The sequence below is a fragment of the Bacteroides oleiciplenus YIT 12058 genome (assembly GCF_000315485.1).
GTDB lineage: Bacteria > Bacteroidota > Bacteroidia > Bacteroidales > Bacteroidaceae > Bacteroides > Bacteroides oleiciplenus.
The window spans coordinates 263,963-287,235 of record NZ_JH992946.1; the positions used below are offsets into that span (position 1 = coordinate 263,963).

Here is a 23,273-nt window from a genome sequence, read left to right on the forward strand (position 1 = left end):
GTTATCCTCTTAGTTTTTCTTCCAGTTGAATGGCTCTTGGGAATACAATGTTGTTTTCCAGATGAATGTGCTGATGCAGGGCGGCTTCAAAAGCTTTCAGCTTCTCAAGTACCAGTCGATAACTGTTGCAGGCATCTTTCGGGGTGCTATATCCATGTGTCAGCATGTCGATATGGCGATAACGTTCACCTTCGGCATCATGCTCGGCCATCATTACAGATATAGGGGCTTCTACGCTTCCGCAGTGGAAATCGGGCAGTTGCTTATGTTCTTCCTGCGTCTTGAACATGTCGTAGATGTAGGGGAACAATACTAACTCTTCTTTATCGAGATGATTGCCGAGATCGTATAATGAACTTTGGAAGAGTTCGCGCACCTCAAAAAGTTCTGGATGATGTTCGCCATGAACATTGCATACCTTCTCAAGCAATTTCAGGATTTCCGGTCCGTGGGAACGGATATTGCGATGGTGAATTTTGAGTATGTAATCCACCAGCAGGTCAATCGGCCAACTTTTGAAATCAATGCTTTCGGGGGTGCCGGATGTTTTGCTCTCTATATCTTTGATCACTTCATCCATGTTAGCTCCCGCTTTCCGGCTTGCTTCGGGCAGGGAGTCGGAACCATGACAACAAAAATCAATGCCGTATTTATCGAAAATAGCTGCATTATCAAAATTGTCGGCTACGATTTCGCCGACTGTCATACTCTGATAGTCTTTCATACACGATACATTTTTTTAGTCTCCATGGAATTATGGAGATGTTTTGTATATACTACAGTTATCGGTGGAGGAATGTTCGGGTGGTTATGATAAATTGGATTACTCTGGTTCTGTTGAATTATAGCTATTTATCTTTATCTTTGCAGAGGCCGCATTTTGCTTAGTACAAACCTCAAAGTTAGAGATATGGAGATAAAGATACGGGAAGCTGAAGTTTCGGATTTCAATAGAATCAATGCCTTGTTTAAAGAGTTTGCTGCATTTGAGAATTTACCGGAAAGAATGACAAATACGGTAGAGCAAATGCTGGAAGAAAAAGAGTACTTCAACTGCTTTGTTGCAGAGACGGCTGAAGGTGAAATAGCCGGTTATGTTACTTACTTCTTTTGTTATTATACATGGGTAGGTAAATCATTGTATATGGACGATTTGTATGTGAGACCGGAGTTCAGAGGAAAAAGTATCGGGTCACAACTGATAAAGAAGATAATAGGGTATGCAAAAGACTCCGGATGCCGCAGATTACGCTGGCAAGTGTCGGAATGGAACCAACCGGCTATTGATTTCTATAAGAAGTTGGGTGCTGGTGTCAGCGGTGTAGAGCAGAATTGTGACTTGATGCTTTAAAGAATGAATAGGGAGATCGCAATCGCTTATATATGAACTGTTTATTCTGGAAGCTTTACGAACGCGTTCATAAAGCTTCCAGAGCGTGTTCGTAAAGCTTCTGGAATACGTTCATAAAGCTGGGTGTATCATTTGTGCTTGTACATATCATCCCATTTATAAATCCTACTCTTTGCTTTCTTCTTTTTTAGCTTCCGCCTTGCACAATTTTTTCTTGCTTTCTCAGTTATTATATCGATGAAATGTCGTTCCATCCTGAAATATATGATACTGGTGTGCCTCTTCTTCTGTGCGGCAGGAGTACAGGCACAGTTTGACGCACGTTTTAGTCAATACTGGGCGGTGCCGGGCTATTACCATCCCGGATGGGCAGGGCAGACGGACAATAAACTGAACATCTATGGTTCGTACGGTATGCAACTGATGGGTTTCACTCATGCTCCGCGAGTAATGTATTTTGGTGCAGATATGCCTTTTACCCTATTCAGGAAACAGCAAGGCGCCGGTGTGGGCTTTTTTAATGAAGCTATCGGTCTGTTTCGTAATCAACGCTTCTGGGGGCAGTATGCCTATCAAATGAAAATCCGTAAAGGTAAGCTAGGCATTGGCTTGCAGGCAGGCATACTGAACATTTCTTTTGACCCTTCCGACATTAATCTTGGTGATGAAACAGACGATGAGGCTTTTCCTACTACAGCAGAGAGCGGTACGGCTGTGGACATCGGATTGGGGGCTTATTACTCACACCCCCAATTTTATGCAGCCTTTTCCGCTCATCACCTGACGGCTCCCCGCATCTCTTTGGGAGAAAAAAGCCAAATTAAAATACATCCTATCGTTTATTTGACAGGCGGATACAATATTCAGACACGTAATCCGTTAATTTCCATACAGCCCTCGATGCAGTTGCAAAGTGATTTTATTTCTACACGACTGGATTTGACGGGACGGTTATTCTATACCTACCGCTCTAAAGTGCTTAGTGGAGGACTGACTTATTCGCCCGACACTTCGGTGACATTTAGCTTTGGACTGACGGTGCAGGGTGTGACACTGGGATATGCTTATGAGTGCTTTACCTCGAAAATAGGTGCCGCAAGCGGTAGTCACGACCTGATGGTGAGATACGCATTGGATTTGAATGTATTTAAGAAAAGCCGGAACTTGCATAAGAGTGTACGGATTTTGTAAGAGATATACGAACGATGAAAAAGAATAAAGGAATGAAAGTAATTCATGCATGGTACGGAGCAGCGTTATTGTTGTTCGGTTCGCTGGCTTCGTGCATGGGGACGGTGGGCAGCAGTTCCATGCGGGGCGGTGAGGTGATAGGCGCCAGTGCTGTGGCATGGAATGAACCTGCGCCTTATGGTATGGTGCTGGTGAAACGCGGTTCGGTGAAGATGGGACCTGACAAGCAAGACAGCTTGTGGGGAACAATCGTTCCTTCACGGGAGATTTCGGTAGAGTCTTTCTGGATGGATGATACCGAAGTGACCGTTGCCGAATATAAACAGTTTGTCAACTGGGTGCGCGACTCCATTATCCGCGAACGCTTGGCGGACCCTGCTTATGGTGGCAATGAATTATTCAAGATAGAGGAAGACCGGGAAGGAAATCCGATAAAACCTTATCTGAACTGGGCGAAGCCTATTCCCTGGAAGCGGGCGACGGAAGATGAACAGATGGCCATAGAAAGTGTATATAAGCGGCATCCGATTGACGGTACGCTGATGCTGGATGGTGCCCAGTTGAATTATTATTATGAAATTTATGATTATGCTGAGGCCGCCAAGCGCCGCAACCGTCTGAATCCTGCTGAACGGGTTAAGAATACGGATATAGAAGTGAATCCGGAAGAGGTTGTGATGATAACGAAGGATACGGCATACATTAATGATGAAGGACGGATTGTGAACCGTACCATTACCCGTCCGCTATCCAGCGAATGGGATTTTCTGAATAGTTATATTGTGAATATCTATCCCGATACGACTTGTTGGGTGAATGACTTCCCGAACGCGAATAATGAGCAGTATATGCGTCTGTATTTCAATCATCCCAGTTACAATGAACATCCGGTGGTGGGTGTCAGTTGGGAACAGGCGAATGCATTCTGTGCATGGCGCACGAACTATTTGCTTGCAGGTCTGCGCGGGCAGGCGAAGTATATCCAGCGCTACCGTCTGCCGACTGAGGCGGAATGGGAGTTTGCTGCACGAGGACGGGAAGATAACAAATATCCCTGGAAAGACAGTGAGGAAACGAAGGATGACCGGGGATGTTACAATGCAAACTACAAACCTGGCAAGGGAAATTATACCAAAGACGGTAATCTGATTTCTACCCGTGTAGGAGCTTATGCTCCGAACTCGAACGGGCTACATGATATGGCGGGCAATGTGGCTGAGTGGACCTCAACGGCATATACCGAGTCGGGAGTGTTGCAGGCAAGCGATATCAATCCGGATATTCAGTATAATGCTGCGCCGGATGATCCGTATGCAATGAAGAAGAAAGTGGTGCGTGGTGGTTCGTGGAAAGATGTGAATGCGTTTATCCGCTCCGATGCCCGTACGGCAGAGTATCAGAATGAGCAACGTTCATATATCGGTTTCCGTTGCGTGCGTACGCAGGTGGGATATAATAAGAAAGGGAAATGATAAGACGCTAAAATGGTAAAGATGATGGAAAAAGATACTATAAATAGAAAAAGGGGGCTGGGACAAAAGTTACAGGACTTTATGGCAAGTTACCGTGGCAAGGTCATTATGAATTATGCCTATAGCTGGGGTGCTGCTATTGTAATTGCGGGTACGTTGTTTAAACTGACGCATTTACCCGGTGCCAATCTGATGTTATGGATTGGGATGGGGACGGAAGTGCTGGTGTTTTTTATTTCTGCATTTGACTTGCCGAACCAGCAGGCGGGAAGTACTGCGGGAGGAGTCATTGTTGTAGGTGACGGTGCGCAAGCCAATCAGCCTGTAGTGTCTGTTCCGAATCAACCTGTATCGGCGACTGTAGGGGCGAATAATTATTCGTCCGGAAACACAGCTCCTGCCTTTACCCCTGAAATGGAAGAAACCACTCAGGCCTATATCGACCAACTGAAAGAAATGACAGAAATGCTATCTCACTTCACCGCTCAGGCAGAATCCCTTTCGCATGATGCCGAACAAATGAGTGCCCTGAACCGTAACCTTGCAGGTATCAATGCCATTTACGAAATGCAACTTCGCAGTGCCAGTACCCAAATAAATACAATTGACCAGGTGCACGAGCAAACCCGTAAGATGGCCCGTCAGATAGAAGAACTGAATGCCGTCTATGCCCGTATGCTGCAAGCGGTACAGGTGAAGTGATTTTTTTAAATTTTTAATTCTCAATTTTTAATTTATAATGACTACCAATCCGGACTCTCCGCGTCAGAAGATGATAAACCTGATGTATATCGTCTTGATGGCACTGCTGGCACTAAACGTTTCGTCGGATGTGCTGAACGGCTTTTCATTGGTGGATGAAAGTCTTTCACGTACAACGGCAAATTCGACTGTGCAGAATCAGTCACTCTACGACGGGCTTGCCGGTGCAAACGAGCGTAACCCTGAAAAGGTGGGACCGTGGTTTGAGAAGGCGGTACATGTGAAAAATACATCCGATTCGCTCTATGCCTATGTCGATGAACTGAAATTGCGCATAGTACAGGAAGCGGATGGAAAGAATGGTGACGTTGCCAATATCTCCAATAGAGAAGACCTGGAAGCTGCCTCTTTTGTGATGCTTGCCCCCGGGAGGGGACAAGGCAAGGAGTTGTATAACCGTATCAATCAATACCGGGAAGAGATTCTGGCTTTTGTTACCGACCCTGTGCAGCAGAAGATTATCCGCGATAACCTGAATACCGAAGTGCCGCGTAAAGCATCGACAGCGGGGAAGAACTGGCAGGAATATATATTTGAGAATACCCCGGTAGCTGCAGCGGTCACCCTGTTGACGAAGCTGCAAAGCGATGTGCGCTATGCCGAAGGTGAAGTCCTCCATTTGCTGACACAGAATACCGACGTGCAGGATGTACGTGTGAATCAGCTTCAGGCTTATGTGATTCCTACTTCGCAGAATGTGGTGCGTGGTGGTACATACAGTGCCCGTGTCATTCTGGCTGCTGTGGACTCTACGCAGCGCCCTTCTATTTATATAGCCGGTGAAAAGCAACCGGATAATGCAGAAGGCTGGTTTGAAACAGTTTGTAACCGTACAGGAGAGTTCTCTTTGAACGGTTATCTGGAACTCATGCAAAGAAACGGTGAAGTTCTCCGCAGAGACTTCTCACAGAAATATACGGTGGTAGAGCCAACTGCAACCGTATCTGCTACCATGATGAATGTGCTTTACGCCGGATATGATAATCCTATCAGTATTTCAGTCCCGGGAGTTCCCGCCGGACAGGTGCAGGCGAGCATCGTGAGTGGAAACGGTACGTTGACCCGTGCCGGAAACGGCTATATAGCACACCCTGCGACTATCGGTAAAGATGTAGTGATTCGTGTGACAGCATCTGTTGGCGGACGTACGCAATCAATGGGAGATTATACCTATCGTGTACGCCAATTACCAGACCCGTCACCGTTCATTGAATATACGGAAGATGGAACGCCAAAGCGTTATCGGGGCGGACACGGACTGTCCAAGGCTGTTCTGATGAGTACTCCGGGCATTGTGGCAGCCATAGACGATGGTCTGTTGAATATTAATTTCCGTGTGTTAGGTTTTGAAACGGTTTTCTTTGATAATATGGGAAATGCTGTGCCGGAAGTGTCTTCGGGAGCTGCTTTTTCTACACGTCAGAAAGATATGTTCCGTCGTCTGTCCCGAGGCAAACGTTTTTATATATCCCGGGTACGTGCGGTTGGGCCGGATGGGGTGGAACGTTTGTTGCCTACCACCTTGGAAGTGATTGTGAATTAGAAATCGATAATAATAAGATATACGACTATGAAACTATCCGTGAAACTCATAATAGCTGTTACTCTGTGTGCATTGAATGTCTCTGCGGGGTGGACACAAAGGCAATATCCCGGTTCGGTGGGCTTGCCGGATGATGTGGTGTGGATGCGTGAAATCTACCGTACGCTGGATTTGACTAAGGATACCAATGGTGCACTGTACTATCCGGTGGAGCCGCAAGGAAGTAAGGTGAATCTTTTCACTACTATGTTCCGCCTGCTGGCACAGAAAAAAATACCAGCTTACGAATATCAGTTGGACGGGACGGAACGTTTTCAGAAAGATGCTGAAGTAACTTTCCGCGAGGTGCTGGACCGTTTCCAAATCTACTATGAAATGAAGAAAGTGGCAAATCGTCGTGACAGTGTTTTGTCTGTCAACAACAGCGATATACCTTCGGCGGATGTGTTGAGCTACTTTATAAAGGAAGTATGGTATTTTGACCAGCGTACTTCCACTTATGGTTCAGTAATAACAGCCGTCTGCCCGGTGCTGCATCGTTCGGAAGATTTTAGTTCGGAGAAGATGACCTTCCCTATGTTCTGGGTGAATTATCAAGACTTGGTTCCTTATCTGACGCAGTCGAAAATATCTGTAAGCAACTATAATAATGCAGCTAACAGTACCTGGGACGATTTCTTTACGGCACGTTTGTATAAAGGGGAAATTTACAAAACTACCAATCTGCAAAACCGGACTTTGTCGCAATATTGTCCTACGGATAGTGCCATGGTGAAAGAGCAGAAACGAATAGAAAAAGAACTGGTAGATTTTGAAAATACACTGTATGGCAGGGATCTGATAGAAGAAACCGACTCGCTTTCTGCAACTTCCGGAGTGAAGGTTGCAAAGTCTAATTCTAAGAAGAAAGGGCGTGACAATGTTGTTACAACAAAAAGTAAATCTTCTTCCTCAGTAAAGTCAAAATCCTCTTCAAGTAAGTCACAATCGGTCTCTAAGCGTGAAGCAGCGGCTCCTAAAGCATCAGTACGCCGACAGCGTCGTTGAACAAAATTGAATCTTTTTTGTTCTTTTTGAGAATTAATCCATATATTTGTCCCGATAATTTAAACAAAAAGAATTATGAAACAGATTTTTAGTGTTTTCATTATAGCTGTATGCTGTATGTTTATGGCTATGCCTGCTCAGGCACAACTCATTAAGTGGGGTGTAAAAGGTGGTGTGAACTTAACAAAGATAGACTGGGATGGAGGATATAAAGGAAACAAGGATAATTCCGCTGGTTTCTTTATTGGTCCCATGGCTGAGATTACAATTCCTATTGTAGGTCTGGGTATTGATGGCGCTTTGTTATTTTCACAAAGAGGTAAGGGTGACGTAAAACAAACCGGAGCGGAGGTTCCCATCAATCTGAAATATACGATTGGCTTAGGTAGTATGCTGGGAATTTATTTTGCTGCCGGACCTGATTTTTTCTTTGATTTTAAGAAGAAAGATGAAATTGACCGGAAAAAGACTCAGGTAGGACTTAATCTGGGAGCTGGTGTGAAGCTTGTTAAACATTTGCAGATAGGTATTAACTATCAGTTCCCGATGGGCGACAGTTTTACATGGAAGGGTGCAGGCAAGGCTATTGGTGCAAAAAATAAAACCTGGCAGGTTTCCGCTGCTTATCTTTTCTAAGAAAAATAATAGTTATAATATAACGGGGATGGATTCTTTAATAGAATTCATCCCCGTTTTTGTAATAAAAGGGTTTCAGCCTTAGGCTGCGCTAAATCATCATTTGCCTCATTTCTTATCGGGATTGAATACTTCTTTGTATCTTTGCAGCTGTGATGAAAAAGTTTGCGGATGTCATATTGCCTTTGCCTCTGCCCCGCTGTTTTACCTATTCTTTACCCGAAGAATGGGCGGATGAGGTGCAGATAGGTTGCCGGGTTGTAGTCCCGTTTGGACGAAAGAAATACTATACGGCAATAGTGCGTAATGTGCATTATTTCAAGCCGGAGGAGTATGAGGTGAAAGATGTTTCGACCTTGCTGGATGCCCGTCCGATATTGCTGCCGGAACAATTCAAGTTCTGGGAATGGCTGGCCGACTATTATCTTTGTGCGCAGGGAGATGTTTATAAAGCTGCCCTGCCGTCTGGTTTGAAATTGGAGAGTGAAACGATGGTGGAGTACAATCCTGACTTTGAATCGGAAGTCCGCCTGCCGGAAAAGGAACAGAAAGTGCTGGATTTACTTTCTGCGGAACCGGAGCAATGCGTCACGAAGCTGGAAAAGGATAGTGGCATTAAGAATATACTTTCCGTTATCAAATCGCTGCTTGATAAGGAGGCTATCTTTGTGAAAGAGGAGCTTCGCCGAACCTATAGGCCCAAAACTGAAACTCGCGTAAGATTGGTGGAAGAAGTGCGGAATGAGAAAAGACTGCAAGAACTCTTTGATGAACTGGCGCGTGCTCCGAAGCAACTGGATTTACTGATGAAGTATATCGAACTATCCGGTATTCTGGGCGGAGACGGGCTGAAAAGTTTCCCTAAAGAAGTCACCAAGAAAGAACTTTTGTTGCGGGCGGCCGCTTCACCGGCAGTATTCAATGGCTTGGTGGATAAACATGTCTTCGAAGTTTATCAACAAGAAGTGGGACGGCTCAATGCCATTGTCCGGGATACCCTTCCTGTCAACCCCTTGAATGAACATCAACAACTCGCACACGATGGGATTGTACAAAGTTTCCAATCCAAAAATGTCTGTTTGCTGCATGGAGTGACTTCTAGTGGAAAAACGGAAATCTATATTCATCTGATAGAAGAAACTATCCGGCAAGGAAAACAAGTGTTGTATCTGTTGCCGGAAATAGCTCTTACCACCCAGATTACCGAACGTCTACAACGGGTGTTTGGTGATCGTCTGGGCATTTATCATTCCAAGTTCCCTGATGCCGAGCGCGTAGAAATCTGGCAGAAGCAACTGACGGAAAAAGGATATGACATTATTTTGGGAGTTCGTTCCTCTGTTTTCCTGCCTTTCCGTAATCTTGGTTTGGTGATTGTGGATGAGGAACATGAGAATACCTATAAACAACAAGACCCAGCTCCCCGCTACCATGCCCGGAATGCAGCGATAGTTCTGGCGGCGATGTATGGTGCCAAAACCCTGTTGGGTACGGCTACTCCTTCCATCGAAACGTGGTACAACGCTTCTTCCGGTAAGTACGGGCTGGTGGAACTGAAGGAACGGTATAAAGAGATACAATTGCCCGAAATTATTCCGGTGGATATACAGGAGTTGCATCGGAAGAAACGCATGAACGGCCCGTTTTCTCCGCTCTTGCTTCAATATATCCGTGAGACTTTGGAACAGAAGGAACAGGTTATTCTGTTTCAGAATCGGCGCGGCTTTGCTCCAATGATTGAATGCCGCACATGTGGCTGGGTGCCGAAGTGCAAGAATTGTGATGTGAGTCTGACATTCCATAAAGGATTGAACCAATTGACATGCCATTATTGCGGCTACACTTATCAACTGCCCCGTATGTGTCCTGCTTGCGAGGGAACAGACTTGCGCAATCGTGGATTTGGAACGGAGAAGATAGAAGATGACATCAAGATCTTATTTCCTGAAGCCTCTGTAGCCCGTATGGATCTGGATACCACTCGTACCCGTTCGGCTTACGAGCGTATTATTGCGGACTTTGAACAGGGAAAGACAGATATCTTGATAGGTACACAGATGGTTTCTAAAGGACTGGACTTCGACCATGTCAGTGTGGTAGGTATCCTGAATGCGGATACAATGTTGAATTATCCGGATTTTCGTTCTTATGAACGTGCCTTCCAGTTGATGGCGCAAGTGTCGGGACGTGCCGGGCGGAAAAACAAACGCGGACGAGTTATCTTGCAGACCAAGAGCATAGATCATCCTATTATTGCCCAAGTCATCCATAATGATTTCGAACAAATGGTAGCCGGTCAACTTGCTGAAAGACAGTTATTCCATTATCCTCCTTATTACCGTTTGGTCTATGTGTATCTGAAGAACCGTAACGAGCAATTGCTTGACCTGATGGCTCACACCATGTCAAGCAAATTGCGTACTGTTTTCGGTAATCGCGTGTTGGGACCGGACAAGCCGCCGGTTGCCCGCATACAAACGCTGTTTATACGTAAGATTGTTGTAAAGATAGAGTATAATGCGCCTATGGCCCGTGCTCGTGAATTGCTGGTGCAGGTTCAGAAAGAGATGGTGATGGAAGATCGTTTTAAGTCCTTGATAGTCTATTATGATGTAGACCCGATGTAATCAATCTTTCGTCCCTTGCAGGATTCCGGAATCGGTATCCATATTCTGTATTGTCTTATTCGCACTTTTATATTGCCGTCCGAAGTTTAGGTTGAAGTTGACCTTTACTACAAAGGTATTCGACATATTAGTGCTGTGTATATCCGATTTTACCGGATTCAGTGCAGACCAGTTTTCGTTCTCCGAGCGGTAAGTCTTCATAAAAGGGTTATGAATCCCTGCCATAACGGACCATGCCGGTTGCTTATAACCTATCATAAGCGTATGCATCAATTCACCTTTCATTAATTGCTCGCCATATGCATACCTGTTGGGCGGGGTAATGGTCATGAAACTTAGGAGCCAGTTCTTGTACGAAGCATCCAGATTGATACGTAATTCTTTTAAGGTATAGGTGTGCAGATAATGGTTCCCCGTACTTATATATCGGCTGATTCCCGGCGTGACGGAGAGACTGATATATTCTTTCCAGGGTTTTATTTTGAAAGTGACTTCCGCTGCCAGATGCTGGAATGATTTCTGATTCTCATAGGTATGAACAAACATTCCTCCTTCATAAAGCACTGATTCCATAATAGGATTTTTCTCATACGTGTAACTAACCAGGGCATCAATACTGCAAATACCTGTATTGAATGCTGCATTAAAATCCTGAATGGTGCTGCGGAATGCTTTTAAAGTCGGATTACCTCTTCGAATTTGCAAATTATCAATGTTCTGCTCTACATCATTCAGATAAGCTATGGAGGGAGCGTTGTTTTTCAGATTGATGTGGTAGCGGAAATGCAAATTATCTATAGGATTATAGGATATCAGGAAAGAGGGTTGGAGGCCATATCTTTCGCTCCGGTTATCTTTTTGACTATAGTAGAAACGGTTGAATGCCATATTTGCCATATATCCCCAGTTTTGTATCTTGCCTTTATATTCGGCATAAGCATAACTTTCCGCTTGTTTCATGATGACGTCCATTGCATTGTTTCCCAGATATTGATTGTTTGTGTAGGACTGTATATGTCTGAGGCCTCCCGTCAGTACTCCTTGAGCTATCTTCTTTTCATAGATACCTTCGGTGATTAGTGAATATTTCTTTCCGGTTATGTTGGAATACAACTCCGTTTCGGTTAAATCTTCCTGCTTTTCTTGATAAACACGTGTGCTACTGCTCTTGATATAAGTTCCGACAATATTGAATATGAGGCGTTGATTATTTTTTATGTCTTGCTGATAGTATAAGTCAAGAGCCGGTAGATGGTTTTGTTCTTTGGTGTGATCGTAAATGGATAGCGGGATGTCTGAATCAGAAGTATAAAGTTTACTCTTTCGGTCTTCATATCCGGCAGGATTATCCTGTAAGGTATATCTGAATTGTGCGTTAAAAAGATATTTTCCCTTTTCCTGCAGACTGTAGTTGAGGCTGGAAGTCAGTAGCTTTTTGTTGAACAGGGTAGGCTCTCCGGTTTCCTGGCGATGCAGCTCTTTATCCGGGAAGATGAATCGTTCATCATATTCACGTGTCCAGTCTCCTTTCCGCTGTATATATCGGATATTGGCTGATATTTCAGACTTACCATAGTTGTATCTTCCGGATAGCATATCGTCAATGGAAGTGCGGTCGCTACTGAGATTATGGAAAGCTCCTCCGCGTATGCTGCCCCCTGTTTTTCTGGTTTTGGTGATATAATCAATGACTGCGGAGGCATTCCCATAACGTACCCCGGGTGTATCGTGGTATTCTATGCGAAGAATATCTTCCGGATTGAGTGCGGAGACTTCCGTATAAGTAACTTGTACTCCGTTGATTCGTAATTGCACTTCTCCATTGCCCGAGGTGGTTATTTCGCCGGACATGATATCGACAGTGATGCGGGGAAGTTGCAACCTGCTCAACAGGTCTATGCCACTGGAGGACATTTTCAGTTGGTTTTGGGTAGGAAGAATTACTTTCCGGTCGCCTTTTTCAATAACAGAGCGTGCTTTTATGGTCACTTCATCCAGGGAGATAGCCATAACTCCGGTAGAATCTTTGGCAATGAATTGCGCATGAGAGGGGCAGGCCATACACAGTAGTATGGTCATAAATGACACTATTGTTTTCATAAATGTTTGTTAGGGGTGGTTGCTGCCCGTTGTCGGGCGGACAGAAATATTTAAAAACAGGTTAATAGTTCAGCAGGTCGCTGTACAATCCTTTCAACCGCTTGCGAAGGTGGATGACGGCATAATGCTTTCTTGATAATAATGTATTGACCGGAATCCCGGTGGCACTGGAAACTTCTTTTGCAGAGAGCCCTTCCAGTTCCATGAGCTCAAACGCTTCCCGTTGTTCGGGTGGTAATTCGGCAAGAGCTGTCTCAAGCTCTTGCCAAACGAGTGAACGCATGTATTCTGTTTCAGGAGTGGGTGCGGCATCACTGAATAACACTTCTGAAAAATCATTCAGGATATTATCATCTTTATCATAAGCAAGAGTGGGAAGTTCTTCTTCCTGCATCTTTCTGCTTTTGTTGATAATCGTATTTTTTGCTACACGATACAACCATGCCGTCACTTGCTCAATCGGATTGAAAGTACTTTCGATAGTCTTTACTAATTGATAAAACACATCCTGCAGGATATCTTCGGCGTCTTCTTTATTGGAGACCCGCTTTCGGATAAATGCTTTCAGGCGGGGTTGATGTTCCGCAATCAACTCTTCCAGACCGTTATCTTTTTCAGTCAGCTTATTCATTCTCTTTGGGAGTTTCACTACTGTTGTTTCTATCAAAGTTATTCTCGTCGAAGAATCGGTCTCCCCCGAAAGGACCGCCGAATCCGAATTTCTTCCTTCTGTTTATGAAGTCCTTACGTTCTTCCGGTGTCATCTTCTCCCATTTGGCACGAAACGGATTTCCTTCTCTGCTGCTGGGCATTCCTCTTCTGCCCGGAAATCCTCTTCTGCCGGGGAAACCTCCGAAGAGAATGCGTGCAAGTGCAAACAATGCCAGTGCCTGCCAGAAATTGATGGTTGCCAATCCTAAAACTCCGGGCACTACAAAGTTCCATAATAACATGACTATCGCGCCAAATGCTGCAATGGCTAATACTCCAAACAAAGGTATGATAAAAAATCTTTTTTTCATGATGTTCTGATTTTATTGATTTATGTACTTTTTGAAAACGTTCTCTGTTAATGCAGACAATTGAGAAGAAGAAATATTTTAAGAGAATGCAGAAAACTTCTATCTTTACGCTTTAAAATATAAAAAAGCACTTATGAAGCCTCGTAAAATACTGTTTGTTTGCCTCGGAAATATTTGCCGTTCTTCTTCTGCAGAAGGTGTGATGAAGCATTTGCTGGAAGAAGCGGGACTGGAAAATGAGTTTGTGATAGACTCTGCCGGTATTTTGTCCTATCATCAGGGAGAACTGCCCGATAGCCGGATGCGTGCACATGCCGTTCGTAGGGGGTATGACCTGATACATCGTTCACGTCCTGTGCGGACGGAAGATTTCTATAACTTCGATTTAATCATCGGGATGGACGACCGTAATATGGAGGATTTGAAGGAACGTGCCCCTTCTCTTGAGGCATTGCAGAAGATACACCGCATGACGGAATATTGCACCCGCTTTACGCATGCCGACCATGTGCCCGATCCGTATTATGGAGGGGCCGAAGGTTTTGAGTATGTGCTCGATTTGCTTGAAGATGCTTGTGCGGGGCTGCTGGAACATTTGCGGTGAGGACGAATTTGCGTTGGATTAATGATTTACATAAGTGTCCTGATAGAACCGTTTGTTATCGTTCAGACTGCATGTCGCATCAACACCCGCGCTTTGCAGCACTTCGGCAATATCACTCAAGGTCCTTCGGGATACCCTGCCTATATAGTAAAGTCGATAGTGGTAATCCTTGTCCAGTATCTCCATCACATGGGTAAATGCTTGTTCGCGTGCAAAGTCAAAGTTTACTTTGAGTATTTTCTCATAAGGATACTTAATTTCTCGTCCTACACTGTATATGCTGAGGCTTTCATTATCCACTTTCAGATAGCAGAAGCGTGTCATCAACATGTGTATGAAGTAGATACCCAATCCGAATGAAAGTACTCCGAGGGCATATCCCCACCATGTATCGATTGTAACAGCCTGATATCCCAATATCATGAACGTAATGAAAAGCACAAAGAAATAGAACATATACAGGGATGGGCGTTGATAAATCGTCGTCGGAATTTCCGTAGCTGTTCGTTCATGGGGAATAGAGTTATCGAAAGGTATATTCTGTGCCATCAGGTATCGGATAACAGATGACGGATGCTGGAACGGCCGGACATAAAACGCTTTTTTAACGCCTTGTTTCAGATGGAGCGTCAATATGCCCGCACCATATTTGTCTTTCACTTTCAGATTATTTTTGCGCGGCACTTCGTGAAAGCGCTTCATAAAACTGAAACTCTGGATGTCGTGTAGCCGGATACCTTTGCGCTGCAATAAGCTCTCGACACGTTTCTGGTCTTGGACAGGTGTTTTCATGATCTTTATTTTTTAAGTTCAGGATAACTGATACGGGTATGGTAAATTGTCTTCAGCTTTTCTTTGAAAACTGATTTCACGATAGCGATATCTTTAAATGTGATGGGACATTCTTTGAAGTAGCCTTCTTCTACCTGCGAGTCTATAATCTTTTCCACCAGGTTGTTGATGCTCTCTTCTGTATATTCGGGCAGACTGCGGGAAGCGGCTTCCACGGCATCCGCCATCATCAGAATCGCTGTTTCGCGAGTGAATGGATTCGGTCCGGGGTAGGTGAATAGTTCTTCGTTCGGTTCCTCATCAGGGTGCTCGTTTTTCCAGGAAATATAGAAGTATTTCGTTTTGCCCCTGCCATGGTGGGTACTGATAAAGTCTTTTATCACTTTAGGCAGATTATTCTTTTCCGCCAATTTCAGTCCATCCGTCACATGGCTGATGATGACCTGCGCGCTTTGTTCATAGCTAAGGTTTTTGTGAGGATTGACACCTCCCGACTGGTTTTCGGTAAAGAATACAGGATTTTCCATCTTTCCGATGTCATGATACAAAGCCCCCGTACGCACTAACTGACTTTTAGCTCCGATGCGATTAGCTGCTTCTGCTGCAAGATTGGCCACTTGCATGGAGTGCTGGAAGGTGCCTGGAACAGTTTCGGACAAGCGGCGAAGCAGTGGGCTGTTGATATTGGAAAGCTCTACCAAGGTAACATTGGAAGTGAATCCGAAAGTTTTCTCCAGCAAGAACAGAAGAGGATAAGCAAACAGCAGAAGTACGCCATTGACTGTGAAGTAGGTATACATACTGCCATTCAGTTTCGACAGGTCATTCTCCGTAATCAGTTCAAAAGAGAAATAAACGGCAGCATAAGTGAGTATCACTAGTACCGCTGTCCGGAATAATTGTGAACGTTGTGACAGTTCGCGCAGACTGAAAATAGCAACCAGCCCGGCTGACAGTTGGAGTAATATGAACTCATGTGGAAAGCGCAGACAGACGGAACATATAAGTATGGTGACCACATGCGTGAGGAATGCCGTACGTGAATCGAGGAATACGCGGATGATGATAGGCAACATGGCGTATGGGATGATATAGACATTATAGATGTTGTTTGCCACCATGAGGGCAGTCACCACACAGTAGAACATGATAATTGTGAAAAGCAGAGATAAACTGCCTTTACGCTCGTAATAATCTTTACGGAACAAATCGAGATAGAGCATGAAGCATAGCATGAAAACACTGACAAATAGTATTTGTCCCGTCAGTATCAGACGCTTCTGCCCGATGGATTCGCTACGTTGAATAGATTCTTTGCGTAAGCTTTCTAGGATATTATAAGTCTCTTGTGTGACAATTTCTCCCCGGTCGATGATTTTTTGTCCGCTTACTACGATACCATTTGCCCAAGCATAATTGTCGAGAGTTTCTTTCTTGGCTGTTTCCGTGCGTTGTTCGTCATAAGTCAGATTCGGATATAGATATTCATTCAGGGAACACTGCCGGAGAATATAAGGAGAATAGTGCGCGGTATCCGCCGTGAGCAGATATGAATAAGCATCTTTTACGGAAAATAATTGCTCCGTAAATCGTTGGTTAGCAAGCTTATCATCAATCACCATTATACTAGTAGTGCTATCCTTCTGTAATTTATTGAGTTCTTCAGTCGATACTATTCCCGCCTTGTAGATTTCTGACAACCTTTTTTCCAGATAACGCATATAATCCGAAGAAGGTACTATGTCACGCAAATGGCTCTGATAATCTGCTTTCAGTTTACTTAATACAGTCTTCTCTATGTTCTTATCCAATTGATAATAAGGCTGAAAAGTGGCAAGAATGCTATCCTGCTCACGTTTTACGACGGCATCATCCTTATAAATAGGAAATTCGAAGGTAGCCATGAGCTGCCCGTACTTCCACGGCTTGTCTACATCAAACTGATAGTTGAACTTACCGTCGCGTGGCAGGAAATATACAATAATGGCTACTGTGCCGATAAAAATGAGTGCTTTGTATAGCAAATCTCTATAAGAAAAGCTCTTTTTAGTCCTGGATTTATTCATATCAGTTGAATTTTTTGCGAAAAGTACAAAAAAAAACATTAGTGTGGAAAAAAAGGTTTAATTTTGCCACCTAATTATATCATAAGTGATGCAAAATATGACAGAAAGAAGAGTCAGAGTTCGTTTTGCCCCAAGTCCTACGGGGGCTTTGCACATTGGTGGTGTGCGTACAGCATTATACAATTATCTTTTTGCGCGCCAACATGGAGGCGATATGATTTTCCGTATTGAAGATACTGATAGCAACCGTTTTGTGCCGGGTGCGGAAGAATATATACTGGAGTCGTTCAAGTGGTTGGGTATCCTTTTCGATGAGGGAGTCAGCTTCGGTGGAGAACATGGTCCGTATCGTCAGTCCGAACGTCGCGAAATATACAAGAAGTATGTGAAGGTGTTGCTCGATGCGGGCAAGGCTTATATCGCTTTTGATACTCCGGAAGAACTGGATGCTAAGCGTGCTGAGATTGCTAATTTCCAGTATGATGCTTCTATCCGTATGCAGATGCGTAATTCACTGACGCTGTCAAAAGAAGAAGTGGACGCACTGATTGCCGAAGGTAAGCAATACGTAGTTCGTTTCAAGATAGAACCGAATGAAGACGTACATGTGAACGATCTCATTCGTGGTGAGGTAATAATCAACTCTTCCATTCTGGATGATAAAGTACTCTATAAATCGGCGGACGAACTTCCGACTTATCACTTGGCAAATATCGTGGATGACCATTTGATGGAGGTTTCTCATGTGATTCGTGGTGAAGAATGGTTGCCTTCGGCACCGTTGCACGTATTGCTATACCGTGCTTTCGGATGGGAAGATACGATGCCGGCATTTGCCCACCTGCCTTTGTTGCTGAAACCGGAAGGAAACGGCAAACTGAGCAAGCGTGATGGTGACCGTCTTGGTTTCCCCGTATTCCCATTGGAATGGCATGATCCTAAAACAGGAGAAATTTCTTCCGGATACCGTGAAGCTGGCTATCTGCCCGAAGCAGTTATTAATTTCCTGGCTCTGCTGGGCTGGAATCCGGGTAACGATCAGGAAATCATGTCAATGGAAGAACTGATAAAACTGTTCGACCTGAGTCATTGCAGCAAATCCGGCGCTAAATTTGATTTCAAGAAAGGAATCTGGTTCAATCATGAATATATCTTGTTGAAGCCGGATGAAGAGATAGCCGAACTTTTTGTTCCCGTTCTGAAAGAGCATGATGTGGAAGCTCCATTCGAGAAAGTTGTAGCAGTAGTAGGCATGATGAAGAATCGCGTAAGTTTTGTACGCGAACTTTGGGAAGCTTGTAGTTTCTTCTTCGTAGCTCCGACAGAGTACGATGAAAAGACCGTGAAGAAACGCTGGAAAGAAGATTCGGCTCAGTGTATGACCGAATTGATGGAAGTTTTGGCAGGTATCGAAGACTTTGGCATTGAAAACCAAGAAAAGATTGTAATGGATTGGATTGCTGAAAAAGGATACCATACCGGAAATATAATGAACGCCTTCCGTTTGACTCTGGTAGGCGAAGGGAAAGGTCCGCACATGTTCGACATCTCTTGGGTGCTGGGCAAGGAAGAGACACTAGCGCGCATGAAACGTGCAATTGAGGTACTGAAATAAATTGAATATTGAAAATTAAAAAATGAGAAATAATGCCCGGCATGTTTCATTCATTTTTTAATTTTCAATTCTTAATTCTTAATTTAATAAGTATGCTTTACGACCTTGCGATAGGTATCTATGACCTTTTGGTGCATCTGGCGGCTCCGTTCAGCCGTAAGCCCCGTAAAATGATGAAAGGGCATTGGGTGGTGTATGAACTCCTCAGGCAGCAATTGGAAAAAGATGTGCGTTATATCTGGTTTCATGCCGCTTCTTTAGGCGAATTTGAACAGGGACGTCCTTTGATTGAGAAGATTCGTGCCAAATACCCTGATTACGGCATATTGCTAACGTTTTTCTCCCCTTCGGGATACGAGGTGCGTAAGAATTATCGTGGTGCTGATGTGGTATGTTACCTGCCGTTCGATAAGCCCCGGAATGTGAAGAAGTTCTTGGATATAGCAAATCCTTGTATGGCATTCTTCATCAAATATGAGTTTTGGAAGAATTATCTGGACGAATTGCACAAACGTCGTATTCCGGTATATAGTGTGTCGTCCATATTCCGTCGCGGACAAGTTTTCTTCAAGTGGTATGGCGGTACTTATCGTCACGTGTTGCGTAACTTTGACCATCTGTTTGTGCAAAATGAGCGTTCCAAACGCTATCTGGGCAAGATTGGTATCAGCCGTGTAACGGTGGTAGGTGATACGCGTTTCGACCGTGTGTTGCAGATACGTGAAGAGGCGAAGGATCTTCCTTTGGTGAAACTCTTCAAAAATAATACGATGACTTTCGTTGCAGGTAGTTCCTGGCAACCGGATGAAGATTTATTTATTGAATATTTCAATAACCATCCGGAAGTGAAACTGATAATTGCTCCGCATGTGATAGATGAGAATCATCTGGTAGAGATTATCCGGAAGTTGAAACGGTCATACGTGCGTTATACCCGTGCCGATGAGAAGAATGTGCAGAAGGCCGATTGTCTGATTATCGATTGTTTTGGTTTGCTCTCTTCAATCTATCGCTATGGTGAGATAGCCTATATTGGTGGTGGTTTCGGGGTAGGTATTCACAATACATTGGAGGCAGCAGTTTATGGCATTCCGGTTATATTTGGCCCTAAATATCAGAAGTTTATGGAAGCCATGCAGTTGATAGAGGCTAAAGGTGCTTTCTCTATTAAGAATTATGAGGAACTGAAAGAACTGCTCGACCGGATGCTGGCGGATGAAGTCTTCCTGCGGGAAACCGGAACGAATGCTGGATATTATGTCACCAGTAATGCCGGGGCTACTGACAAGGTTTTGAGCATGATTAATTTCTAAATAGCTATAAGAAGATAGTCTAAGAATATAAATTACGCAAATTGCACAAAATCGACCTTATGGCATAAAAGTGAGTAAACTTTTGATTTGTGTAATTTGCGTAATTTGTGTTCAGACTATTTATACCAATCCGAATACATCAGGTAGTTGTGTGCTATCTTTTGGTTCAGTTCCTTTGCCTGCGCCGGGTCCACTTTCTTGATAAACTTGGCGGGCACGCCCCCCCAGATACTTCCCGGCTCAATTATTGTATTACTCAAAACCAAAGAACCTGCTGCCACAATAGCGCCTTCGCCTACTACCGCATGATCAAGAATAGTGGATCCCATTCCTATCAATGCATAATCCTTAATAGTAGCTCCATGAATAGTTACATTATGTCCCACGGAAACATGATCGCCTATTTCAATCGTCGATTTCTCATATAATGTGTGCAGCACACTTCCATCCTGTATGTTCACTCCATCGCCGATACGGATGGAATTTACATCTCCGCGCAAGACCGTACTGAACCAGATACTGCAATCGCGTCCCATTTTCACGTCTCCGATGATGGCTGCATTGTCAGCCAAAAAACAGTTTTCTCCGAACTCAGGAGTAAACCCCCTTACTGATTTTATTAATGCCATTTCTGTATAAAGTTATTAGTCAATCTATTATAAACTATTTGTTTTTTCTTTCAACCATTCCTGTTCTTCTTTGTTCAGGCTTGGCGATAATTTCTCATAGACAGTCTGATGATATTTGTCGAACCATTCGATTTCTTCTTTGGTCAGCAACTCTTTAATGATGCCTTTCTTGCAAATAGGGCAAAGAGTAACTGTCTCGAATTGCAGATAATTGCCAAACATGCCTTCACCCGCCGGAACCACCAAAACAAGATTCTCCGTACGAACCCCATGACTCCCTGCCTTATATACCCCCGGCTCATTAGAAGTCAGCATACCCAATTGCAGTGTTACCGGATTTTCATTCATGCGGATGCTTTGCGGACCTTCGTGTACATTCAGGAAATGACCGACACCGTGCCCTGTGCCATGCAGAAAATTCATGCCCCGCTGCCATATCGGCATACGCGCCAGTACATCCAGTTGTGCCCCCCGTGTGCCAACGGGAAATTTTGCCATTGCCAGTGCAATGTGCCCTTTCAGTATCAGTGTATAATCTGTTTTTTCTTCTTCAGTCAGTTCCCCCAACGCAATAGTACGCGTAATATCGGTCGTTCCATCCAGATATTGCGCACCAGAATCCAATAGTAGAAAACCTTTTTGCTTCAGAGGGACATCCGTTTCAGGTGTAGCTTCATAATGCACAATAGCCCCATGCTCTTTGTAGCCGGCAATTGTATCGAAACTTTCTCCCATATATAAGTCCTGTTCGGCGCGGAAGTCGTGTAGCTTTTTATCCACACTAATTTCGGTTTCTTTACCCGACGGTACGGCTTCTTCCAGCCATTTCAGGAATTTCACCAGCGCCACTCCATCCCGTTGCATGGCAGCATGTATGCCGTTGATTTCTTGCTCGTTGCGGATGGCTTTCAATAATGTAACCGGAGAAACACCATGAATAATCTTGCAATTAGGATTGATAGCCGAATACATGGCATAATTCGTTTTAGCCGGGTTGACGAGCAGACTTTCAACCTCAATCCGATTGAGGTACATTTCTACTTCTTCATAAGAGTGTAGGCTTACACCTGTCGTTTTTAAATATTCGGCAACTTCGGGAGTGATTTTCTGCGGTTGGATAAAATAGTGTATATCCTGTTCTTCAATCAATAGGTAACTGACAATTACAGGATTGCAATGTACGTCGTTACCGCGTAGATTAAGCGTCCATGCAATCTCGTCCAAAGCAGATAAAAATAACGCTTTGGCATTGCTTTTCTTCAATTCTTCCCGGATGATAGAAATCTTTTCCACGCTACTTTTTCCGGAATATCTGGTTTCATGAATGAAAGCGGGGGCCTCCGGCATGGATGGACGATCAGTCCACAACTCCTCCATTGGGTCCGGAATATTTTTTATGTCTATTCGGCATTTCTGTAATTCAGCTTGCATTCTTTCCACTTCTTCTGCCGAGAACATTTTTCCGTCAATGCCGACTGCATCACCCGGACTTAACTCTGTACATAAGAACGTGGAAATACTTGGTGTATCGGGGAGCATTTCCTTGTAAAGTTCTATTTCCGTACCTTTCAACTGCTGGGCGGCTTGGAGAAAATAGCGGGAGTCAGTCCAAAGCCCTGTCTTGTCCGTGGTGATAACGATGGTTCCTGCTGAACCGGTAAAACCGGAAATCCATTCTCGGGATTTCCAATGGGGAGCAACATATTCACTCAGATGCGGGTCCGTACTTGGAATGATGAAGGCTTGTATACCTTCTCGACTAAACAATGCCCGTAAGGCTTGAATCCGATTGTTTATTGTTTGGCTCATATTCTATATATAATAAGGTGTAACATTAATCCCTCAAAGATACTCACTTTCTTTGAATATTTTTGTGGCCCACTATACTTTATCCGTCGGCATAGTAGAAACTAATCTCTATACCGCAAGAAACTAATCTCGGGGATACTAAAAAGTATTCATACAACAACTGTTTAAGTTTCCTACAATAACTATTTAAGTTACTTACATCAACTGTTGTAAGAAACATTATTATTTATTGTATGAATACTTTTTAGTATCCCCGAGATTAGTTTCTTGCGGTTCGGAGATTAGTTTCTTATAGTCTCGCGATTAGTTCTTAGCGCATTCTCGGTTGGTTTGTCTTTTTCCTCCGTCGGAAGAGGTTTGAGATGAGATAATCTTTTCTCTTTTTGCAGTTTTTTGGCAGAAAGTTTTGTGAATAAAGAAACTATGTGTAATTTTGCCGCTCAATTTAATCGTGAGATTTTTAAACCATTAACATTTTAATAAAAAGAAAATGATTGTAGTACCTGTAAAAGAAGGCGAAAACATTGAAAAAGCGCTGAAGAAGTTTAAAAGAAAATTTGAGAAAACTGGTATCGTTAAAGAATTAAGAAGCAGACAGCAGTTTGACAAACCATCTGTTGTTAACAGACTTAAGAAAGAACGTGCAGTTTACGTACAGCAACTTCAGCAAGTAGAAGATTAATAATTCGTAATT

20 protein-coding genes are annotated in these 23,273 nt (G+C 43.8%); 12 read left to right on the forward strand and 8 right to left on the reverse strand.

Annotated features, from left to right (window positions below):
• Position 1 precedes the first annotated feature (1 nt).
• Positions 2-724 carry an iron-sulfur cluster repair di-iron protein gene (ric, locus tag HMPREF9447_RS25550; protein WP_009132557.1) on the reverse strand — a complete coding sequence of 241 codons (723 nt, stop codon included), beginning with the start codon at positions 722-724 and terminating at the stop codon, positions 2-4.
• Between the two features lie 186 nt (positions 725-910).
• Here ric and HMPREF9447_RS25555 point away from each other — a divergent pair, with 186 nt between their 5' ends.
• The 8 genes from HMPREF9447_RS25555 to priA all read left to right on the forward strand — a co-directional run bounded on the left by HMPREF9447_RS25555 (position 911) and on the right by priA (position 10,629).
• Positions 911-1,351 (forward strand): GNAT family N-acetyltransferase, encoded by a 441-nt coding sequence (locus HMPREF9447_RS25555; RefSeq protein ID WP_009132558.1) that lies wholly within the window; start codon positions 911-913, stop codon positions 1,349-1,351.
• Positions 1,352-1,588: 237 nt separating this feature from the next.
• Positions 1,589-2,542: a PorP/SprF family type IX secretion system membrane protein gene (locus HMPREF9447_RS25560; protein WP_044138696.1), complete on the forward strand. Its 954-nt coding sequence runs from the start codon at positions 1,589-1,591 to the stop codon at positions 2,540-2,542.
• Between the two features lie 14 nt (positions 2,543-2,556).
• Entirely contained in the window at positions 2,557-4,014 is a 1,458-nt protein-coding gene (gene porK, locus HMPREF9447_RS25565; RefSeq protein WP_009132560.1) for a T9SS ring complex lipoprotein PorK/GldK, read from the forward strand.
• A gap of 21 nt (positions 4,015-4,035) precedes the next feature.
• The gene (gene porL, locus HMPREF9447_RS25570; RefSeq protein ID WP_044138746.1) at positions 4,036-4,716 is read left to right on the forward strand and encodes a type IX secretion system motor protein PorL/GldL; all 681 of its coding nucleotides are present in this window, start codon (positions 4,036-4,038) and stop codon (positions 4,714-4,716) included.
• Between the two features lie 37 nt (positions 4,717-4,753).
• Positions 4,754-6,319: a type IX secretion system motor protein PorM/GldM gene (gene porM / locus HMPREF9447_RS25575; protein WP_009132562.1), complete on the forward strand. Its 1,566-nt coding sequence runs from the start codon at positions 4,754-4,756 to the stop codon at positions 6,317-6,319.
• 27 nt (positions 6,320-6,346) lie between these two features.
• Entirely contained in the window at positions 6,347-7,366 is a 1,020-nt protein-coding gene (gene porN / locus HMPREF9447_RS25580; protein WP_009132563.1) for a type IX secretion system ring subunit PorN/GldN, read from the forward strand.
• Between the two features lie 75 nt (positions 7,367-7,441).
• Entirely contained in the window at positions 7,442-8,002 is a 561-nt protein-coding gene (locus tag HMPREF9447_RS25585; protein WP_009132564.1) for a porin family protein, read from the forward strand.
• Positions 8,003-8,157: 155 nt separating this feature from the next.
• The gene (gene priA, locus HMPREF9447_RS25590) at positions 8,158-10,629 is read left to right on the forward strand and encodes a replication restart helicase PriA (protein WP_009132565.1); all 2,472 of its coding nucleotides are present in this window, start codon (positions 8,158-8,160) and stop codon (positions 10,627-10,629) included.
• Here priA and HMPREF9447_RS25595 read toward each other — a convergent pair whose 3' ends face one another.
• From HMPREF9447_RS25595 to HMPREF9447_RS25605, 3 genes are all read right to left on the reverse strand, one after another.
• Positions 10,630-12,729: an outer membrane beta-barrel family protein gene (locus HMPREF9447_RS25595; RefSeq protein WP_244267671.1), complete on the reverse strand. Its 2,100-nt coding sequence runs from the start codon at positions 12,727-12,729 to the stop codon at positions 10,630-10,632.
• A 61-nt stretch (positions 12,730-12,790) separates the two neighbouring features.
• Complete coding sequence (locus HMPREF9447_RS25600; RefSeq protein ID WP_009132567.1) at positions 12,791-13,360, reverse strand: RNA polymerase sigma factor; 570 nt, start codon at positions 13,358-13,360, stop codon at positions 12,791-12,793.
• Positions 13,353-13,751 carry a hypothetical protein gene (locus HMPREF9447_RS25605; RefSeq protein ID WP_009132568.1) on the reverse strand — a complete coding sequence of 133 codons (399 nt, stop codon included), beginning with the start codon at positions 13,749-13,751 and terminating at the stop codon, positions 13,353-13,355. The genes HMPREF9447_RS25600 and HMPREF9447_RS25605 overlap by 8 nt, the downstream gene beginning before the upstream one ends.
• 133 nt (positions 13,752-13,884) lie before the next feature.
• Between HMPREF9447_RS25605 and HMPREF9447_RS25610 the strand changes: the two genes are divergently transcribed.
• Positions 13,885-14,355: a low molecular weight protein-tyrosine-phosphatase gene (locus HMPREF9447_RS25610; RefSeq protein ID WP_009132569.1), complete on the forward strand. Its 471-nt coding sequence runs from the start codon at positions 13,885-13,887 to the stop codon at positions 14,353-14,355.
• An 18-nt stretch (positions 14,356-14,373) separates the two neighbouring features.
• On the opposite strand, the gene HMPREF9447_RS25615 is transcribed toward HMPREF9447_RS25610, so the two are convergent.
• Positions 14,374-15,147, reverse strand: coding sequence for a hypothetical protein (locus tag HMPREF9447_RS25615; RefSeq protein WP_009132570.1), 774 nt, complete (start codon positions 15,145-15,147; stop codon positions 14,374-14,376).
• A gap of 5 nt (positions 15,148-15,152) precedes the next feature.
• Positions 15,153-17,213: an HD family phosphohydrolase gene (locus HMPREF9447_RS25620; protein ID WP_009132571.1), complete on the reverse strand. Its 2,061-nt coding sequence runs from the start codon at positions 17,211-17,213 to the stop codon at positions 15,153-15,155.
• Between the two features lie 97 nt (positions 17,214-17,310).
• Between HMPREF9447_RS25620 and gltX the strand changes: the two genes are divergently transcribed.
• Together gltX and HMPREF9447_RS25630 are read left to right on the forward strand one after the other, a co-directional pair.
• Entirely contained in the window at positions 17,311-18,828 is a 1,518-nt protein-coding gene (gltX, locus tag HMPREF9447_RS25625; RefSeq protein WP_009132572.1) for a glutamate--tRNA ligase, read from the forward strand.
• Positions 18,829-18,920: 92 nt separating this feature from the next.
• A complete protein-coding gene (locus HMPREF9447_RS25630; RefSeq protein ID WP_044138697.1) occupies positions 18,921-20,141 on the forward strand; it encodes a 3-deoxy-D-manno-octulosonic acid transferase in 1,221 nt (406 codons plus the stop codon).
• Positions 20,142-20,257: 116 nt separating this feature from the next.
• On the opposite strand, the gene HMPREF9447_RS25635 is transcribed toward HMPREF9447_RS25630, so the two are convergent.
• A complete protein-coding gene (locus HMPREF9447_RS25635) occupies positions 20,258-20,770 on the reverse strand; it encodes a gamma carbonic anhydrase family protein (RefSeq protein WP_009132574.1) in 513 nt (170 codons plus the stop codon).
• A gap of 27 nt (positions 20,771-20,797) precedes the next feature.
• Positions 20,798-22,579 carry an aminopeptidase P family protein gene (locus HMPREF9447_RS25640; RefSeq protein ID WP_009132575.1) on the reverse strand — a complete coding sequence of 594 codons (1,782 nt, stop codon included), beginning with the start codon at positions 22,577-22,579 and terminating at the stop codon, positions 20,798-20,800.
• A gap of 490 nt (positions 22,580-23,069) precedes the next feature.
• On the opposite strand from HMPREF9447_RS25640, the gene rpsU reads away from it, so the two are divergent.
• Positions 23,070-23,261, forward strand: a complete 192-nt coding sequence (gene rpsU / locus HMPREF9447_RS25645; RefSeq protein ID WP_009132577.1) for a 30S ribosomal protein S21 — start codon at positions 23,070-23,072, stop codon at positions 23,259-23,261.
• Positions 23,262-23,273: the final 12 nt, after the last annotated feature.

What these genes read in the sequence shown, in the direction of transcription:
- HMPREF9447_RS25585 (WP_009132564.1), top strand. Translation starts at nt 7,442, where the DNA reads ATGAAACAGATTTTTAGTGTTTTCATTATAGCTGTATGCTGTATGTTT.
- HMPREF9447_RS25560 (WP_044138696.1), top strand. Translation starts at nt 1,589, where the DNA reads ATGAAATGTCGTTCCATCCTGAAATATATGATACTGGTGTGCCTCTTC.
- HMPREF9447_RS25595 (WP_244267671.1), bottom strand. Translation starts at nt 12,729, where the DNA reads ATGAAAACAATAGTGTCATTTATGACCATACTACTGTGTATGGCCTGC.
- HMPREF9447_RS25635 (WP_009132574.1), bottom strand. Translation starts at nt 20,770, where the DNA reads ATGGCATTAATAAAATCAGTAAGGGGGTTTACTCCTGAGTTCGGAGAA.
- HMPREF9447_RS25610 (WP_009132569.1), top strand. Translation starts at nt 13,885, where the DNA reads ATGAAGCCTCGTAAAATACTGTTTGTTTGCCTCGGAAATATTTGCCGT.
- HMPREF9447_RS25605 (WP_009132568.1), bottom strand. Translation starts at nt 13,751, where the DNA reads ATGAAAAAAAGATTTTTTATCATACCTTTGTTTGGAGTATTAGCCATT.
- priA (WP_009132565.1), top strand. Translation starts at nt 8,158, where the DNA reads ATGAAAAAGTTTGCGGATGTCATATTGCCTTTGCCTCTGCCCCGCTGT.
- ric (WP_009132557.1), bottom strand. Translation starts at nt 724, where the DNA reads ATGAAAGACTATCAGAGTATGACAGTCGGCGAAATCGTAGCCGACAAT.
- HMPREF9447_RS25630 (WP_044138697.1), top strand. Translation starts at nt 18,921, where the DNA reads ATGCTTTACGACCTTGCGATAGGTATCTATGACCTTTTGGTGCATCTG.
- porN (WP_009132563.1), top strand. Translation starts at nt 6,347, where the DNA reads ATGAAACTATCCGTGAAACTCATAATAGCTGTTACTCTGTGTGCATTG.
- HMPREF9447_RS25600 (WP_009132567.1), bottom strand. Translation starts at nt 13,360, where the DNA reads ATGAATAAGCTGACTGAAAAAGATAACGGTCTGGAAGAGTTGATTGCG.
- porL (WP_044138746.1), top strand. Translation starts at nt 4,036, where the DNA reads ATGATGGAAAAAGATACTATAAATAGAAAAAGGGGGCTGGGACAAAAG.
- HMPREF9447_RS25615 (WP_009132570.1), bottom strand. Translation starts at nt 15,147, where the DNA reads ATGAAAACACCTGTCCAAGACCAGAAACGTGTCGAGAGCTTATTGCAG.
- HMPREF9447_RS25620 (WP_009132571.1), bottom strand. Translation starts at nt 17,213, where the DNA reads ATGAATAAATCCAGGACTAAAAAGAGCTTTTCTTATAGAGATTTGCTA.
- gltX (WP_009132572.1), top strand. Translation starts at nt 17,311, where the DNA reads ATGACAGAAAGAAGAGTCAGAGTTCGTTTTGCCCCAAGTCCTACGGGG.
- HMPREF9447_RS25640 (WP_009132575.1), bottom strand. Translation starts at nt 22,579, where the DNA reads ATGAGCCAAACAATAAACAATCGGATTCAAGCCTTACGGGCATTGTTT.
- rpsU (WP_009132577.1), top strand. Translation starts at nt 23,070, where the DNA reads ATGATTGTAGTACCTGTAAAAGAAGGCGAAAACATTGAAAAAGCGCTG.
- porM (WP_009132562.1), top strand. Translation starts at nt 4,754, where the DNA reads ATGACTACCAATCCGGACTCTCCGCGTCAGAAGATGATAAACCTGATG.
- porK (WP_009132560.1), top strand. Translation starts at nt 2,557, where the DNA reads ATGAAAAAGAATAAAGGAATGAAAGTAATTCATGCATGGTACGGAGCA.
- HMPREF9447_RS25555 (WP_009132558.1), top strand. Translation starts at nt 911, where the DNA reads ATGGAGATAAAGATACGGGAAGCTGAAGTTTCGGATTTCAATAGAATC.